This is a genomic window from Psychrobacter sp. CX21 (genome assembly GCF_057396255.1).
The window spans coordinates 77,355-94,190 of sequence record NZ_JBXYJG010000014.1; the positions used below are offsets into that span (position 1 = coordinate 77,355).

Here is a 16,836-nt window from a genome sequence, read left to right on the forward strand (position 1 = left end):
TTATAAGTTATTATTACTCGTAATTTATTGGTAGGCGTAATTAGAACCTATAATGACCTTTTCGCCAAAATAGCATGCAAAGGTTTAGTTAAATCGATAAAAAAAGTTGCATTGGATAAATTCTAGTGTATAATAACTCGCCCATAAAGGGGTATAGCCAAGTTGGTAAGGCATCAGGTTTTGATCCTGACATCCGTTGGTTCGAGTCCAGCTACCCCTGCCATATTCGTTAATGTTAAAGTGTTGTTTTAATATAAATAAAACTGCTTAATTCATTGACACATCTAGTTAGTTTTCGGTATAGTTCGCAACGAACGATTCTGAAAAAATACAATGCAAACCATTATAAAAACTTACCTTATTTTGGTTTTTATAATTAAATATCAAACGTTATGTTAGTTTCAATTTAATATAATTTGATATAGTCAGTCTGTTTTAGGGGTATAGCCAAGTTGGTAAGGCATCAGGTTTTGATCCTGACATCCGTTGGTTCGAGTCCAGCTACCCCTGCCATTTTTCAAAACGTTCAATATTCTCCTTTATTTGTGCAGTCTTCACTGCTCCTTTCTAAGTCAAATAAATAGGACTTGAATCATGCCATATCTGGCGATTTTTACGGGCAACGCCCACCCTGAACTTGCTAAAACCGTCGCAGATCACTTACATATTCCTCTAGGCCGTGCAAATGTTACGCGCTTCTCTGATGGCGAAATCGCTGTTGAGATTAAAGAGCATGTTCGTGGTAAAGACGTCTTCATTTTACAACCTACCTGTGCACCTACGAATGACAATTTGATGGAAATCATGGTCATGGCAGATGCCCTGCGCCGATCAAGTGCAGGCCGTATTACTGCAGTGATGCCTTACTTTGGCTACGCACGCCAAGACCGTCGCCCCCGCTCTGCTCGTGTACCTATTTCGGCCAAAGTGGTCGCTGACATGCTAAACATTGTTAGTATAGATCGCGTTATGACGGTCGACTTACACTCAGATCAGATTCAAGGTTTCTTTGATATTCCAGTAGATAACATCTATGGTACGCCTGTACTGCTAAAAGATTTGCAAAAACAAGGTTATGACAATCTTATGGTTGTCTCTCCTGATGTGGGCGGTGTGGTTCGTGCACGCGCTATGGCAAAAGAGCTTGGTGATGATACTGATTTGGCGATTATCGATAAGCGCCGTGCTCGTGCAAATGAGTCACAAGTCATGCATATTATTGGTGATGTCAAAGATCGTGACTGTGTTATTGTCGACGATATGGTCGATACCGCTGGGACCTTGTGTAAAGCTGCGCAAGCGCTAAAAGACAATGGCGCTCGTCGTGTATTAGGCTACATTACCCACCCTGTATTATCAGGTAATGCTATTGATAACATCAGTAACTCTGTATTAGATGAATTGGTGGTGACTGATTCTATTCCGCTAAGTGAAGATGCAAAAGCTTGTGATAAGATCCGTCAAGTTACTATCGCATCCCTATTGGCTGAAAGCTTACGTCGAATCAATAATGAAGAATCTATTAGCGCGATGTTTGACTCTATAAATAAGCCTTAATAAAGTATTTATACATTAGACAGAATAGTATGAATATAAAGATAAAAACCACTATCTTAAGATGGTGGTTTTTTATATTTAACCAGCTGGATTTTAGCTTTTAATAAGCGTATAATACGCCCTCTATATCTGTAGGGGACGGCTGCGAAATGGTTAAATCGTCTCTGAAATCAATGATAATACAGCTATAGTCTATATTCGATGTTGGTTTGGATACATTGGTCGCAAATGTAACCGGATGGCATCAAAAATCAATTTATTAATCAAGGATACTCCTATGAGTAACGTATTATACACGGTAAAAGGCATCGCCCGTACCGCAGATCAGCAGGGCAAAGGTGCGAGCCGCCGCCTGCGTAAGCAAAACTTAGTACCCGCTATTATTTATGGTGGTAATGAAGAGCCTACGGCAATCGCTATCAAAAACAACGAACTGTGGAAACTTCTTGAAAATGAAGCTTTCTTCTCAAATATTTTGACTATCGAGCTTGATGGTGAAGAACATTTAGCGGTCATTAAAGACCTCCAGCGTCATCCTGCTAAAGGTTTCCCAATGCATGCTGACTTCCAGCGCATTGTTAAAGGTCAGAAGATCAATATGAACATCCCAGTTCATTATGTTGGTCGTGAAGACGCTCCAGGTACTAAAGAAGGTGGTATTTTATCTACGCTAGTAACTGATTTAGAAATCGTTTGTTTACCGATGAACCTTCCAGAATATCTTGAAGTTGACGTTTCTAACTTAGAAATTGGTGATTCATTGCATCTTTCTGATATCAAGCTTCCTGAAGACGTTATCTTATTCGAGCTTGATATTGATGAGCCGGTTGACCGTACTATCGTTAATATGCAGCCACCAACACTTGAAGAAGTTGATGAAGACGACGGCGAAGAAGTTGATGCTGCTGATGTGCCTGCTACCGAACAAGGTGGTGAAGGTACTGATGAAGAAGATAAAGACAAAGAATAATTCGTCTATTGTCATTAGTTAGATAACGACTTTTGAGTCATTATCTAACTGTCAAAATGACTATCTATCAAAATGACTTTCACTCAATAGAATACAGTGAGAATGCTATGTCCCAACTTAAGCTTATTGTTGGGCTTGGCAACCCAGGCCAGCAATATGTCCACACGAGACATAATGCTGGTTTTTGGTTTGTGGCCCTAATTGCAGATAAATTTAACATTGAATTAGTCCCTGAAAAGAAGTTCAATGGCCTAACGGGTCGAGGTCGTATTTTTAATACGGATGTGCGCTTACTGTTGCCCATGACTTATATGAATAAATCGGGTCAATCTGTTGTTCCTATGGTTAACTTTTATGGTATTGATCCTGATGAGTTACTCATTGCGCATGATGAGCTTGATATTCCTCCAGGTAGTATTAAACTTAAAACTGGCGGCGGACATGGTGGCCATAACGGGCTACGAGATATTACGCCGCATTTGGGTCATGATTTTCATCGTCTGCGAATCGGTATCGGCCATCCAGGTCATAAGTCTAAGGTAAGTGGTCATGTGCTATCTAAAGCGTCTACAGATGATCAAATAGCCATAGAATCGGCATTAGATGCAGCGATGGGTGCTTTACAGTTAATGGTGACAGGTGAAATAGAAAAAGCCAGAAGCCAAATTAATGGATTTAAACTTCCCAATTAAGTAGTCTTACTTCCCTTTAATTACTCTTTGTTAAGCCTCATATATAAACAATGAACGAATGTTTGTTATTTAGCTCTATTTAATCTCTGTAAAATTAACTTATAAACCTTTATACTTGTTTTTTTTGATAGTCTATTGAATCAATTAACAAATGATAGCTATCATTATGCGTATAATCTGCGTTCAAGTTATTTGCTTAACAATTTATAGTCAATCAATCTTAGAAGTGGTACATGGCGAGCGAGTTTAAGTACTACTAGCCTAGGCTGCGCGAGTTTAACACTTTAAGAGTAGTTCGACTATAGTCCATTATTCCGAGGAACCCTATATGTTATTGACCTTACTGAAAGGTAAATTACACCGTGCCCGTGTTACACATGCAGACCTACATTATGAAGGGTCTTGCGGTATCGATGGGGATTTATTAGATTTGGCAGGTATTCGCGAGAATGAATCTATTGATATCTATAATGTGACTAATGGTAAGCGTTTTCGCACTTATGCCATTCGTGCTGAAGCTGGTTCTGGTATTATTTCTTTAAATGGCGCAGCAGCATATATGGCAGATCTTGGCGATATCGTTATTATTTGTGCCTATGCGCAAATGGATGAAGAGGAAGCTGATACGCACAAACCACGATTGGTATACTGCAATGAAGACAATACGGTAAAAGATACCGCTAATATTATTCCCGTGCAAGTATCATAATAAAATCATAATTCTTATAACGAATCTAACGCTAAGCGATGCAAATTGCTTGGCGTTTTTTCAAATCCTAAAAACTTTAGGTTCTGCTTAATAACTAAATATTATCGTATATCAGCTTATTGGAGATAAATATGGGCTTAGCTATCGTGGCCATTGTTCTTGGTCTAGCTATATTGGTATGGAGCGCAGATGCTTTTATAGACGGTGCCACAGGTTTGGCCATAAAGTTTAATATGCCAAGCTTCTTGATTGGCGTGTTAATCCTTGGATTTGGCACTTCTGCACCTGAAATGGTAGTCTCTGCCTTTGCGGCGTTCTCAGGTAGTCCAAGTTTGGCACTGGGTAATGCCTATGGTTCTAATATTATTAATATTACGCTCGTGCTTGGGGTGACAGCCCTTATCAGTCCTATTTTGATTCGTAGTGACGTAATACGACATGATTTAATGCTGCTACTTGCAATCACTGTACTAGCTGCGTTTCAGCTCGTTGATGGACAACTGACGTTTGTAGACGGCGTCGTATTAATTGTAGCTTTAATTATGGTATTACTGATTCAAATCTATTTGAGTCTTCGCAATAATACTGATGCTGAAATAGATGCAAATAAAAACGTCAATATCTTAAAATCTTTAGGCTTACTAATTGTTGGGTTATCGCTATTGATCGCCAGCTCACAGGCTGTGGTTTGGGGCGCAGTGAAGCTTGCAACATTATGGGGTATGAGTGAGCTATTAATTGGCTTAACAATTATTGCTATTGGTACCTCATTGCCTGAGCTTGTAGCTAGTGTGGCAGCAGCAAGACGTGGTGAGCACGATATGGCTTTGGGTAATGTGGTCGGCTCGAACTTATTTAATACCCTTGGTGTTACAGGATTAGCTGCCGTTATTCATCCCATGTCTGTAGAACCTGAGATTTTATCTCGCGATATGCTAATGGTTGGGCTGGCCACGGTCTTACTATTTGTACTGTGTCTTGTGGCTTTTAAACGAGATGGTAATTTAAAGTACACCAGTGGAATCATACTGGTTTTAAGCTTCGTAGGCTATTCTACGTGGCTAGGCTTGACCGCAATATAACTGTTTAACCTATTAAAACTATATTAACCTTTTCAAGCTTGATTGTCCTATTTAAACTATGACGATGTGCAAAAATAAATAATAGCCAACATTTAAAATGTTGGCTATTATTTTAGGCCCTTAATCATGTTCGTGCGTTTCTTCATACTCATCGTGTTCAACTTGATATAAAGCGCCTAAACGCTGCTGTAAATCATCGTCTAGTATCTTACGAGCTTCTATAAAGAATTCATTCTCTTCTTCTTGCAAATGATGACGCACCTTTTCGATCAAATCAGCACAGGTTTCATCCCACTTTTCTTGCCCGATACGGCCATCGTCTAGCGTCTCCATCATTTCATCCATTTCGTGATGCTCAGTGATGGCATGCCGGGATAAATCCAAACCATCATCATGCTGCATAACTGGGATGTATAGATGGCGCTCTTCAGCTGCTGCATGCGCTTTAAGCTCAAGTCTTAAATCTTCGTATATCTCTTTACGCTTCTCATTGTCACTCGTATTTTCAAGCTTATTACAATAATCACGCTGTACTTCGTGTTTTTCAATTAATGCGGCAAAAATATCTTTATCAAAATCGATACTGGTTTCTTGACTCATGACATACTCCCAAAATAATGACTTATAGCTACATACTATTAGCTAAATACTATCCAAAAATACTATAAGCACGGGTAACGAATATTTGATGACAAATAAATTGAAATACTTGTTTGTTGATTGTATTCGTGTATCTTTATACAAAACATAGAGTTACACATTATTAAAGTACTTAAAGTTATTAAAGTACTGTTTATAACCGTGCTGATTATTTTAGATTAGTATAAGCAATTTGATGATGAAATGGTGTCGCTATTGGCTTAAGATTTGTATGAGCATGTGAATAATGCAAGCGATTCTTATTTACCCTATTCGCTATTTATTCTTTTTATTCTTTTTTCTTAAAGATGTCATGAGTCCTTCGTGATGAATCTTGGGCATCTTTAATGTCACAGTATTAGATAGGATATCGTGAACTGCCAATCCGCGGCTATTAAACAAGCAAAATATATAGTTGAATATCAAACCAAATAAAGCACTCGTTAACATAGCGGTACGAGATCCTTGGAATAAATAACCTATCAAGCCGCATACAATAGGTACCACACATGCTGCTAAAATACGTTTCACTGACCCAGACCAAGTGAGCAATTGACCGTTACTATCGACAGTTTTTAAACGCCACGTTTGCATCCCTAAGGTTTGACCTGCACGCTGCCAAAATAAACCATAGAACCCAATAAGAGTCACAATAAACGCAGGTGTCAGTACGAGATTTTGATACCAACGCGGCAAGGTCTGCGCCTCATCTGAGCTTACCCCTGTCTCCATCGTCAACATCGTACCAATCACTGTCAGCACCGTACCTACCAAAAACAGCAACGCTAATATCAACATACCATCATAAATTATCGCTATGACACGAGTAGTGGCACGGGCAATCTCTGGTTCACCAGAAATACTCACCCCCTCGATACCTGTAGGGCGCAGCGCTTTCTTTTTTGAGGTGTTTGTCTTGCTAGAATCTCGGCGAGATAGCTTTGGTTTGGACATGATAATTACAATAACCTAATAGAATAAGACACTTAATGTAGTATGCATAAGCTGCTAAGATAAAATATGCTAGCGTATTGTAACGTATTTAGAGACTGGCAACAGCATTCATCTCAATCTTGAATTAACAGATATGAATCGAACCTGCAAAGTAGGAGGGTGTGTTGCAACAAATAGGGGAAGATAGGTGTGACGGCATAGAGAAAAACTGACAGACATAAAAAAATCGCCCACGTTTGGCGATTAATTAATATATGAAATAAGTGATTAGAATGAATGGTGCGCCTTGAGAGATTCGAACTCCCGACCCCTTAGTTCGTAGCCAAGTGCTCTATCCAGCTGAGCTAAAGGCGCATAATTATCATGCTAATACTTTATAACACAGTGTTAACGAGTAAACTATCGCTTACGGTTAACAGGGTGACTATTATAGTCCATAAATCTTAGGTGTCAACTTTTTATTGGATTAATTTAATCTAATAAAATGGCGGAGAAGGAGGGATTCGAACCCTCGATACGCGTTAACGTATACACCCTTAGCAGGGGTGCGGTTTCAGCCACTCACCCACTTCTCCAAAACCCCTAAAACAACTATTTAGTTAAAATGAACTCATTCCTAAATAGCTTTTAGACAACAACACTCATAAGAAACTCAAATAAACCAAATAACTTATATATCAGTCAATTTATATAAGAGTTACATCTCGTTGTGGGCGAGTATTATAACAAACTCAAAGGAGTTTGCAAGTTAGTTTTTAAATTTCTTTAAGATAAGTATTTATGTCTTATCTACTAACTAAATCGAATTTATAAACCTTAGTCATATCCTAATCAGTATGTAAAACCCTTAAGCATTATTAACTCAAATGAAGCTATCCAAATAACGGTAATAAATTACTTGCAATGGTTTTGATTATAATTTCAATCAGCAATAACCCGAATATGGCAAACATTGGAGACAAATCAATCATACCAAGATTAGGCGTAATACGTCGAAATGGTGCCAAAATGGGCTCCGCCATTTGAATAATAATTGTCATTATCGGATGCATCTTTTGGGTTAACATCACAATCCAACTGATAATGATGGCCCCAATAATAAGGTAGCGTGCCACACTTAAAAAGCTCAATATGAGCTGTAAAGATCCAGTAAAGAACAGTTTAAGCGGCGTATACCCATAGCCTAGTAAGGCTGCATTACCTGACAGATCAATGAGCTTGAGTAAAAACATTAGGACGATAGCCGCAATACTAACTCGGCCACCGCCTACCGTTGGGAAAATACGTTCAAAAACATCAACGAATTTGGTGATCCTATACGCAGGTTCAGCCATAGGGTTACTTCGCTCAAGCCCAGCGAACTGTAGCATAAAGCGTATGAATATAAGCAACATGGCAAAGCTGATAACCATATTAAACAAAGGTATTAAAGAACTAGACATTCAACGTACTCTTCCTAATTTATCTTAAAAATATGACACTGACTATATATAAAACTGAGAGAACTGGATATAAAACGGAGTGAATTGGGCGTATCTTTATAAGATACTTTAAAATTCATGCTGATTATTTACTTTGATTAAAATCTATAGAAACAAACAAGTGAATTAGCACTTTAATAATGCTTATTGAGCAAGTTCTGTACTGATTTCAACACTACGGTCATAGCAGGCCTGCATGGCCAACTTCATAATTTGCTCAAAGTTGTTATGCTGTAATGCAGCCACCGCAGCCTGTGTAGTGCCATTTGGTGACATTACTTTACGGCGTAGCTCAGCGGGTGTTTCATCGCTGGTAATTGCCATTTGTGCCGCACCAAGCGCAGTTTGCATGGCTAATGCTGCCGCTTGTTTTTCATCGAGACCAAGCTCAACACCCGCATTAATCATAGACTCGATCATATAAAAGAAATATGCAGGTGCAGAGCCTGAAACGGCAGTTACGGCATGCAGCTGCTCTTCTTTATCTACCCAGCTCACTAAGCCAGATGCCGCCATTATTGTGCTCGCCAATTGTTTGTCAGTCTCGCTAATACTGTCCGTGGCATACAGCCCTGTCGCCCCTTTTTGAATAGTCGAAGGCGTGTTTGGCATTGCACGTACGATATTTAGATAACCATCGACCATCTTGCTCAGCGTATCTGTTGAGAGCCCTGCGGCTACTGAAATTAAGAGCTGACTATCTAACACATCGGCAAACTCTGAAAGCACCTCTCCCATAACTTGAGGTTTAACCGCTAAAACCACCACATCTGCTGACTCAACCGCAGCTTTAGGATTGTCAGTTTCTGTATTACCCTTTGGATTTACCGTATTGATTTTTTGACTACGAAATAAGGCGCGTGTCTCTTCTGAAGGAGCTGAAACCGTAATATCTGTTGGTTTAATACCTCGACCTAGCAGCCCACTGATGAGCGCTTGTGCCATGTTACCACCACCGATAAAGCTGATTTTCTTTCCTTTAAGTTGAGACATTCATTATTTCCTTTAGAGTTTTTTTAGCGGCCTGACCAATCGCATGTGTAAGATTAAAGAACCCATAACAACGTTTAGATTACAGGAATTTTATGACATGTTTTATATCAAAGGCAGATTAGTTTACCACATCATGTCAAGCTTTATGTCGTAGCATAATGAATTTTACACGGGCCTGTACGTTTAAAGCTATTTTAAATCAATAGATAGTTTTTGGCATTCAATAAGCTGTTGAATCTCTTCTTCAATTGGGCTACTTAATGGTTCGATACCATCTGTCGTAAGCATAAATAAGGGCACTTTTTTTATAGGTACAGTTTCTATAGATGCAGTTTGTATAGGTACGGTTTCTATAGATGCAATTTCTTTAGGTGCAGTTTGTATAGGTAGGGTGTCTAAAGATTGTGACTTATCTAACTTAGAGATTGAACTTAATGAACTTTCTACTGTTTGTACTGCCAAATCGTCGTTGAGAGGGGTTGTCTGAATTAATAATGAACACGAACAAACTGATCGGCGTTTAAAACTTGGCTGGTTTATGGCTTGAAGAAGCTTTTTGCCGGATTTTCGCCCTACTCTACCTTGAAGTTGTACTTTTAGATTACGTGGTAGCGGTTCAATCATTATTGATAAAGACTTAAGCTTTAAATCACTTTGAGAAAATGGATATAGAAGGCTTTTTGAGGGGTTGTTGGTAGCACTATCTGAATGGCTATGTGCAGCACTGTTTAAAAAATGATCACGTATTATAATAGCTACATCGTGCATGCCACTGACATACCAGTGAGTGCCCGTTTCTGGACTCTTTAAATATAGTCTATGATTGTGACTTTGTAGGTATACTTGGTTTGAATCCTTCAAATAGGACGTGCTATTGTCTTTGTCAGTTACGTTTTGGCTGTCATCTACAGCAACTTTATGGTCATTTATAGATAGTTGTTGCGTGTCAGGTGTCAATTGTAGCCAATCGAACCAAGTTTGATCGATTCGGTAGAGGTTATTTTTGTAACGACGAATGACATAATGATGATCGCCACTGTGCCAGTACAATTGAGTTTGATGATCCAAATCATCGCGTTGAGTCAATCGTATTACGTCATCGACTAGACGTTTTGAGGGCGGTAACTGGGTTTGTTTAGGAGCGAGCCAAGTGTGAATTAGAGTGGATTGCCGAGCCTTAGTTAATGCACTAAATAATTCAATAGCTAAGACAGATTGTCTTTCATCTGCTTCTATACACACGTTATTAAGATCCGTTTGAGCTTGGTCGCTCAAGATAGATGCCGCATCTTGCATCAATTCACAAGTACGAGCGATTGCCGACTTAGCGTGCGGATATCTCTGGTTAATATGTGGCAACAACACACTTCTCAACCAGGCTCTGTCATTCACTATGGATTCAGATTGAACAGTCGAGCTGTTTGGTAGAGTTGAATCACTTGTAGCTGTATGACTACTCATTACATTGGTGGGATCATCGACATAATCAAGTTGATGTAACTGAGCATATTTAGTAATACTAGCACGGCTTGCTGTCAGCAATGGTCGCCATAAAAACACCCGCTTATGCTTATGCTTATGCTTAGCTTTGCATCGATTGTATTTGGACGACCAAGCTTGCATGGCGCTTAAACCATTCACCCCAGCGCCATTAAATAACCGCATTAATAGAGTTTCAACTTGATCATCTTGGTGATGCCCCAGAATAAGTACATCATCTTGATTCATCATATCCAGCATTGCTTCATATCTTGCCAGCCGAGCGTCTTGTTCTGTTTTTTTATGAATCGATATCGATAAGATTGTGCAAGGAATATTATTCTGCGCGGCCCATTCTGAGACATGCTGTGACCATTCTTCATTAGCTTTTTGCATTCGGTGATTGACATGCAGTATCTGGGGTAAAAACGGCAAAGATCCATTTTCAAAAAGTGTCTGGCACAATGCGGCCAAACTTAGCGAATCTCGCCCACCACTACAGGCCAGCCAAACACGTTTGCCATGTAATTGCAGTTTATAATCGTTAAAACTGTTGAGCAAAGTCTGAGTTAAACTACAGTCTATAGTCATAGTCGTTAAAACACATGTTTATAGTAAGAAACTAGGTCAGCATTAAAAGCAATATATAAGAGTTATTGGGAGTTACTTTAAAAAACTCACTCATTATATGCGCTTGTCAGTATAAAAAGTAACCCGATCTTCTCTTAAAAACCCAGCCAGCCCTAGAGCATAGCGCTGTGCCACTTTTACCGCTGTACTGGTTGGTGCAGACATACCTATGAGCCAAGGCAGTTGACATCGAATGGCCTTTTGAACCAGTTCGATAGACAACCTTGATGTCATGACCACATAATCTAAAGCTATATTGTTTCGCAGCTGCCAACCTATCAATTTATCTAACGCATTGTGCCGACCCACATCTTCAAACAAGTACAATTCGCCTTGATATAAAGTGGCAGCGGTATGTACCGCACCAGTCAACTGATGCATAGATTGTGCATTTTCAATTAATTGTTTTATAGATAATAATGCCTCTAAACTTGGCATTTTTCGGTCAGTTCCTACAGAAGTGGACGCGATATAATCTGTTAAATCAGGCAATGCTTGCTCAAGTCCCGTCATACCGCACATACCGCAGCCCGTGCGACCAGACAGTTGACGTCTTTGCATGATAATTTGCTGATGTCTACGCTGATTTAAAGTGAGCTCAACCATATACGCATCATAATCTAATAACAAGCGCTTGAGATTTTGACGCTCAACGCCGTCATTATTAACTTGACTCATGGGACTAAAATCACTCTCATCCTGTACAGGACGTATTTGCCAATCCAATAACTCGCCTCGATGCTCAATTAAACCTTCGCTTAATAAAAAGCCAAGTGCCAAGTACTCAAGCTGTTCTGGACTTGCCATTAGTACTGCATAATGAATACCGTTAATAACTATGGCAATTGCTGCTTCGACGGCTAGTACCGTCTCATTCTGCTCTATGTGTAATTCATCTAACTCCTTGACGCGTATATAGCTGTGCTTTTGAGCGGGATGAACTTTCGCTACTTTGATAGGTGGTTCTTCACTTTTTGAGTTATATATACTTTCTGAATTAAATGCTTTTAATTCAACCTGTTTGTTATAAGGTGCATTGGCCATAGGAGTGCTAAACATATGATTTGCTACATGATTTAAGGTCTGATCTGACATATGGGTATTGCTACAGTAGCGGTTGCTACTATTGAAATGTGAAGTGCTGCTTATATGAGAAGTGCTACTTACATGGGCAGTATTGCTTTTAACATCATTGTTATGACCATGAAGCTTATAACCGCCATTACTTAATGTACCGTTAGTCCTTCTAATACCGTAAACTACGTTATCACCCTCTATAACTTTTGAGTGATTCAAATCCACAATATCATTAAAACCTTGGAGTATAGATGACGGACTACTAGTCCGGTCTTCGTCTATGATAGACATGACTTAGTTCTCATTACTTTTAAATATCATTACTACATTATGGCTTTGATAAACGTCTTATCTATCTACCAAACTACTTATATAAAAAACACCTAGACTAAGTCTTTATATTACGCTTTAGCCATATAACGTGTTAAACCTTATGAAAGGAACTTTTAAAATCAGTTTAGATATAAAATTAAGGAATTTGTATAATGAGCTCGAATAGACACAACTCGAGCTCATTATATAGAGTAATTAAAAACATCAGCTAAGCTTTTTGCAGAGTTACCGTCATCGATTTATAAGTTGGGGTGTACGATTCTAATGTATGGCTGTCTAAATCTATTAGATCATTACACTCAGGATAATACACTGCCACAGCATTAGCCGCGATATCCATCGGCGTAAGTACCAGTGGCCCCATCTGCCTTGTCATCTTACTGTTATCATGTTTAGACACAATAATACGCTCGCCTGCATCCCATCCTAAACGGCTCATTTCATCAGGATGCATAAACACCACATCACGGCGATTGGTTTGGCGATAACGATCTTCATATCCAAAGATAGTGGTATTGAATTGATCATGACTACGGACACTCGTAAGCTGCCAAACTTTTTGTTCATCCTGAGCCTGCTGATTAATCTCGTTCGTACCAGATGACCCGTGTTGAGTATTAATATTTTGATTGGTCTCGCTCATCTGATCGGCGACATAAGTGATGTCATATTTGGGGACTTCAAGCTGCGCTTTGCCACTTTCCGTGTTCCACTTACGATGGCGCGCAGCATGATACAAATGAAAACCGCGCTTATTCTCACGAATACGATAATTAAAGTTCTCAAACCCTGAAATCGCTTGTGCGATATAATCGCGAGTATAATCGTAATCTTCAGCCATTTTATCCCAATCGATAACATGGTCTGAACCAAAATAGGCGTTAGCAATACCCGCCACAATCTGTGCTTCAGCTTTTAAAGAATCACTGATTGGGGCAAGCTTACCTTTAGTGGGTACTATTTGGCACATAGAGTCTTCAATAGTGGCAAACTGGTTACCATAACTGGTTTGATAACGCTCTGTTCGGCTATAGCAAGGAAGTATGAGATTGTTTTTACCGGGATAAAGCATGCTTTCGTTGAGTTTTGTCGCGACAAACACATTAAGTGCATTATTTGACATCGCTTGCTGAATGGCTGATCTATCAGGGGCAGCTACACTATAATTGCCGCCCATACTGATGAAAGTCTTGATCTTGCCTTGAATCATCGCTTTTGCACCCGTGACCACATTATAGCCATCTTCTTGCGGCATTGGATGCTTAAACACACTTTGTAAGCTATCAAGTAACGACTGCTTGGGCTGTTCATGAATACCCATGGTACGATCGCCTTGAACATTCGAATGACCACGCACTGGTGAAGCGCCAGCGCCTTCGACACCAATCATTCCCATTAGAAGTAACAAATTGGTAATCATAGCGACATTGTCATCGCCTTGCGTATGCTGAGTAATACCCATACCCCATGTACATATAGTCGCTGGACTGTCCGCAACCAATTGTGCAAGTTCAATAATGGCGTCTTGTGTGATGCCACTACCACGAACGATATCGTCCCATGACTGCGCTTGTAGCCATTCACTTAATGCATCGAATCCTGAGGTATGCTCATTTATAAAGTTTTTATCAATTTTGTCATTTTCAAGTAGCCATTTGGCTAAGCCAGTCAATAGAGCAGTATCACCACCGATTTGAATTTGCACCACTTCATCGACCATTGGATCACTGCCACCAGCTGCCATATGGTTCACTTTTTGCGGATTTCTAAAACTACTTAGACCTTGTTCACGCATTGGATTAATAGCAATAATACGGCAGCCTTGCTCGTTAGCATGCGCCAACATCTCTAGCATACGCGGATGATTGGTTGCAGGGTTTTGCCCAAACATCAATATAAGCTTTGCTTTTTCAAAATCCTCAAGCATGACGGTGGCTTTACCGACACCCAATTGTCTGCCCAACATGACCGAAGTAGGCTCATGACACATGTTTGAACAATCAGGTAAATTGTTGGTACCAAAAAAACGAACAAACAACTGATACAAAAACGCAGGCTCGTTAGTGACGCGCCCTGAGGTGTAAAACATGGCTTCATCAGGATTATCTAATGCCTTTAACTGATCAGCAATTTTGCGAAAAGCATCTTTCCACGTTATCGGAACATATCGGTCTTGATTGGCATCGTAATACAATGGTTCGGTTAATCTTCCCGCCAGCTCTAACTGATGACCATCATAGCCTTGTAATTCGGAAACGGTATGCTTGGAGAAAAATTCAGCATCGGCCCGTCTAGTTGTGGTTTCACTTGCTAAAACCTTTATACCTGTTTCACACACATCAATTGTTTTATGTGTTTTATGATCCGGCCAAGCGCAGCCTGGGCAATCAAACCCACCATTTGGCTGGTTGCTACTAAGCACACTCACGCTACCCCGTAAAAATGCTTTGTAATCTAATAACACTTGTGATGATTCTATTAATGCAGACCACCCTGCAGCAGGATGATTATAAACAGGTATTTTTCTCATAATGGCACTCTTTTAGCTAGGATAATAATGGCTGGTGACACTCTATAGATTAGATAATTTCTAATATGGGCGATGATTATGAACTAGCAAGCAAAGGGAATTTTGTTAGGGTCCGTTGAACATTTAAATATTAGGACTGCTGATAGCTAAAATTGTTCGCCGTTTTGCCTGCGGGTTTATATGTTGTACGGTAGATTCATTTGAGATTACTGGATAATAATGAGTATAGGACAAAAAAATATTCTGCGACACTATCGTTAGCATTTACTATACATTTTGTTTTATACATCTGAGATTGCACACGACATCAGACTGTGAGCATGAGCTCAAAACGATATAAAAAAAGCCCTCAATAAGCTAAGTATTGAGGACTAAAAAGGATTATAGAATTGTTGAGTGCTTAAATGGAGACTTTCCCAAACTTTGTGTAACTGCTTATAATCCATAGTAAAGGAGAATAAGCAATGACAAAACAAACAGAACTAAAAAAACTAGCCGAACAAATGGCCAAACACGTTGGCAGCTTTGAAGACATCAAAGCATTTCAAAAAGAGCTCATGCAGTCATTTATTGACACTGCATTAGAAGCCGAGATGGAAGAGCATCTAGGCTATCCTAAGCATGAAAAGGCGGATACCCCAAACAAGCGCAACGGTCACACCAAAAAGACAGTGCGCAGTGACACAGGTGAGATTGAAGTATCTACACCCAGAGACCGTGAAGGAAGCTTTGATCCTGTATTGGTTGCAAAGCATCAAACTCGTATCACTGGGCTCGATGATAAAATCATCATGTTTTACGCCAAAGGCCAGACAACCACTGAGATTGTTGAGAGTATCAAAGATATCTATGACGTTGATATCTCAACCAGTCTCGTATCAAGGGTTACTGACAACATCATAGATGACATCACAGCATGGCAGAATCGTCCACTAAGTAGCTTATATCCTATCGTATATTTAGACTGCATTGTCGTTAAAGTACGTCAAGACAAGCAAATCATTAATAAAGCCATCTATCTGGCCTTAGGCGTCAATCTTGAGGGCAAAAAGGAGCTACTGGGTATGTGGCTATCGGAGAATGAAGGCGCTAAGTTCTGGCTAGGTATTCTCACTGAACTACAAAACCGTGGGGTTCAAGATATTCTTATTGCCTGTGTGGATGGTTTAAAAGGCTTTAGCGAGGCAATTAATACGGTATATCCAAACACACAGGTTCAGCTATGTATTGTGCATATGGTACGTTACTCTATGAAGTTTGTACCATGGAAAGATAGAAAAAAAGTAGCGGCTGGTTTAAAGGCGGTTTATGGTGCTGATACGCTTGAGCTGGCAGAGGCTAGCCTTGAGCAGTTTAATGAGATCTGGGGCGATAAATACCCGCATGTGGTTACCTCTTGGCGCAATAATTGGGAGGGCTTAACCGTGTTCTTTGATTACCCGAAAGACATTAGAAAAGCCATTTATACGACCAATGCTATCGAGTCATTAAATAGCGTGATTCGTACCGCTGTGAATAAGCGTAAGATATTCCCATCTGATCAAGCGGCGTTAAAGGTTGTTTATCTAGCGACTCAGCAGGCGTCTAAAAAGTGGTCGATGCCCATCCGTAACTGGACGTCTGCTCTTAATCGATTTATGATTATGTTCGATGAGCGTGTTAGTAAGCATTTAATCTAAATTGCAGTTACACAGAATTCAGGATGGGCTC

Annotated in this window: 13 protein-coding genes and 4 tRNA genes; 8 read left to right on the top strand and 9 right to left on the bottom strand. The window is 39.7% G+C overall.

Features of this window, described 5'->3' with window-relative positions; all coding sequences use genetic code 11:
- Positions 1-147: 147 nt before the first annotated feature.
- The 7 genes from AC2SLP_RS09075 to AC2SLP_RS09105 all read left to right on the top strand — a co-directional run bounded on the left by AC2SLP_RS09075 (position 148) and on the right by AC2SLP_RS09105 (position 5,010).
- Positions 148-223: transfer RNA gene (locus tag AC2SLP_RS09075), tRNA-Gln, on the top strand.
- A 214-nt stretch (positions 224-437) separates the two neighbouring features.
- Positions 438-513: transfer RNA gene (locus AC2SLP_RS09080), tRNA-Gln, on the top strand.
- 81 nt (positions 514-594) lie between these two features.
- The gene (locus AC2SLP_RS09085; RefSeq protein ID WP_486536354.1) at positions 595-1,557 is read left to right on the top strand and encodes a ribose-phosphate pyrophosphokinase; all 963 of its coding nucleotides are present in this window, start codon (positions 595-597) and stop codon (positions 1,555-1,557) included.
- A gap of 277 nt (positions 1,558-1,834) precedes the next feature.
- Positions 1,835-2,527 carry a 50S ribosomal protein L25/general stress protein Ctc gene (locus tag AC2SLP_RS09090; protein WP_486536355.1) on the top strand — a complete coding sequence of 231 codons (693 nt, stop codon included), beginning with the start codon at positions 1,835-1,837 and terminating at the stop codon, positions 2,525-2,527.
- Positions 2,528-2,634: 107 nt separating this feature from the next.
- The gene (gene pth, locus AC2SLP_RS09095; protein ID WP_486536356.1) at positions 2,635-3,219 is read left to right on the top strand and encodes an aminoacyl-tRNA hydrolase; all 585 of its coding nucleotides are present in this window, start codon (positions 2,635-2,637) and stop codon (positions 3,217-3,219) included.
- 328 nt (positions 3,220-3,547) lie between these two features.
- On the top strand, positions 3,548-3,928 hold the full coding sequence (gene panD / locus AC2SLP_RS09100; RefSeq protein ID WP_486536357.1) for an aspartate 1-decarboxylase: 381 nt from the start codon (positions 3,548-3,550) through the stop codon (positions 3,926-3,928).
- A 131-nt stretch (positions 3,929-4,059) separates the two neighbouring features.
- Positions 4,060-5,010 carry a calcium/sodium antiporter gene (locus AC2SLP_RS09105; protein ID WP_486536358.1) on the top strand — a complete coding sequence of 317 codons (951 nt, stop codon included), beginning with the start codon at positions 4,060-4,062 and terminating at the stop codon, positions 5,008-5,010.
- Between the two features lie 120 nt (positions 5,011-5,130).
- Here AC2SLP_RS09105 and AC2SLP_RS09110 read toward each other — a convergent pair whose 3' ends face one another.
- From AC2SLP_RS09110 to AC2SLP_RS09150, 9 genes are all read right to left on the bottom strand, one after another.
- Complete coding sequence (locus tag AC2SLP_RS09110; protein ID WP_486536359.1) at positions 5,131-5,610, bottom strand: hemerythrin domain-containing protein; 480 nt, start codon at positions 5,608-5,610, stop codon at positions 5,131-5,133.
- 315 nt (positions 5,611-5,925) lie between these two features.
- Positions 5,926-6,603: an RDD family protein gene (locus AC2SLP_RS09115; protein ID WP_486536360.1), complete on the bottom strand. Its 678-nt coding sequence runs from the start codon at positions 6,601-6,603 to the stop codon at positions 5,926-5,928.
- 277 nt (positions 6,604-6,880) lie between these two features.
- Positions 6,881-6,957: transfer RNA gene (locus AC2SLP_RS09120), tRNA-Arg, on the bottom strand.
- Between the two features lie 131 nt (positions 6,958-7,088).
- Positions 7,089-7,178, bottom strand: a tRNA-Ser gene (locus AC2SLP_RS09125).
- A 297-nt stretch (positions 7,179-7,475) separates the two neighbouring features.
- Positions 7,476-8,045 carry a YggT family protein gene (locus AC2SLP_RS09130; protein ID WP_486536361.1) on the bottom strand — a complete coding sequence of 190 codons (570 nt, stop codon included), beginning with the start codon at positions 8,043-8,045 and terminating at the stop codon, positions 7,476-7,478.
- 183 nt (positions 8,046-8,228) lie between these two features.
- Positions 8,229-9,077 (bottom strand): pyrroline-5-carboxylate reductase, encoded by an 849-nt coding sequence (gene proC / locus AC2SLP_RS09135; protein ID WP_486536362.1) that lies wholly within the window; start codon positions 9,075-9,077, stop codon positions 8,229-8,231.
- Between the two features lie 189 nt (positions 9,078-9,266).
- Complete coding sequence (gene tilS / locus AC2SLP_RS09140) at positions 9,267-11,147, bottom strand: tRNA lysidine(34) synthetase TilS (RefSeq protein WP_486536363.1); 1,881 nt, start codon at positions 11,145-11,147, stop codon at positions 9,267-9,269.
- 93 nt (positions 11,148-11,240) lie between these two features.
- Positions 11,241-12,554: a formate dehydrogenase accessory sulfurtransferase FdhD gene (locus AC2SLP_RS09145; RefSeq protein ID WP_486536364.1), complete on the bottom strand. Its 1,314-nt coding sequence runs from the start codon at positions 12,552-12,554 to the stop codon at positions 11,241-11,243.
- Between the two features lie 250 nt (positions 12,555-12,804).
- Positions 12,805-15,126 (bottom strand): FdhF/YdeP family oxidoreductase, encoded by a 2,322-nt coding sequence (locus AC2SLP_RS09150; protein ID WP_486536365.1) that lies wholly within the window; start codon positions 15,124-15,126, stop codon positions 12,805-12,807.
- A gap of 464 nt (positions 15,127-15,590) precedes the next feature.
- Between AC2SLP_RS09150 and AC2SLP_RS09155 the strand changes: the two genes are divergently transcribed.
- A complete protein-coding gene (locus AC2SLP_RS09155) occupies positions 15,591-16,805 on the top strand; it encodes an IS256 family transposase (protein ID WP_486535535.1) in 1,215 nt (404 codons plus the stop codon).
- Positions 16,806-16,836 lie beyond the last annotated feature (31 nt).

Bases quoted from the DNA above. Each gene is read 5' to 3' on its own strand.
- AC2SLP_RS09085 (WP_486536354.1), top strand. From the start codon at position 595: ATGCCATATCTGGCGATTTTTACGGGCAACGCCCACCCTGAACTTGCT.
- AC2SLP_RS09090 (WP_486536355.1), top strand. From the start codon at position 1,835: ATGAGTAACGTATTATACACGGTAAAAGGCATCGCCCGTACCGCAGAT.
- pth (WP_486536356.1), top strand. From the start codon at position 2,635: ATGTCCCAACTTAAGCTTATTGTTGGGCTTGGCAACCCAGGCCAGCAA.
- panD (WP_486536357.1), top strand. From the start codon at position 3,548: ATGTTATTGACCTTACTGAAAGGTAAATTACACCGTGCCCGTGTTACA.
- AC2SLP_RS09105 (WP_486536358.1), top strand. From the start codon at position 4,060: ATGGGCTTAGCTATCGTGGCCATTGTTCTTGGTCTAGCTATATTGGTA.
- AC2SLP_RS09110 (WP_486536359.1), bottom strand. From the start codon at position 5,610: ATGAGTCAAGAAACCAGTATCGATTTTGATAAAGATATTTTTGCCGCA.
- AC2SLP_RS09115 (WP_486536360.1), bottom strand. From the start codon at position 6,603: ATGTCCAAACCAAAGCTATCTCGCCGAGATTCTAGCAAGACAAACACC.
- AC2SLP_RS09130 (WP_486536361.1), bottom strand. From the start codon at position 8,045: ATGTCTAGTTCTTTAATACCTTTGTTTAATATGGTTATCAGCTTTGCC.
- proC (WP_486536362.1), bottom strand. From the start codon at position 9,077: ATGTCTCAACTTAAAGGAAAGAAAATCAGCTTTATCGGTGGTGGTAAC.
- tilS (WP_486536363.1), bottom strand. From the start codon at position 11,147: ATGACTATAGACTGTAGTTTAACTCAGACTTTGCTCAACAGTTTTAAC.
- AC2SLP_RS09145 (WP_486536364.1), bottom strand. From the start codon at position 12,554: ATGTCTATCATAGACGAAGACCGGACTAGTAGTCCGTCATCTATACTC.
- AC2SLP_RS09150 (WP_486536365.1), bottom strand. From the start codon at position 15,126: ATGAGAAAAATACCTGTTTATAATCATCCTGCTGCAGGGTGGTCTGCA.
- AC2SLP_RS09155 (WP_486535535.1), top strand. From the start codon at position 15,591: ATGACAAAACAAACAGAACTAAAAAAACTAGCCGAACAAATGGCCAAA.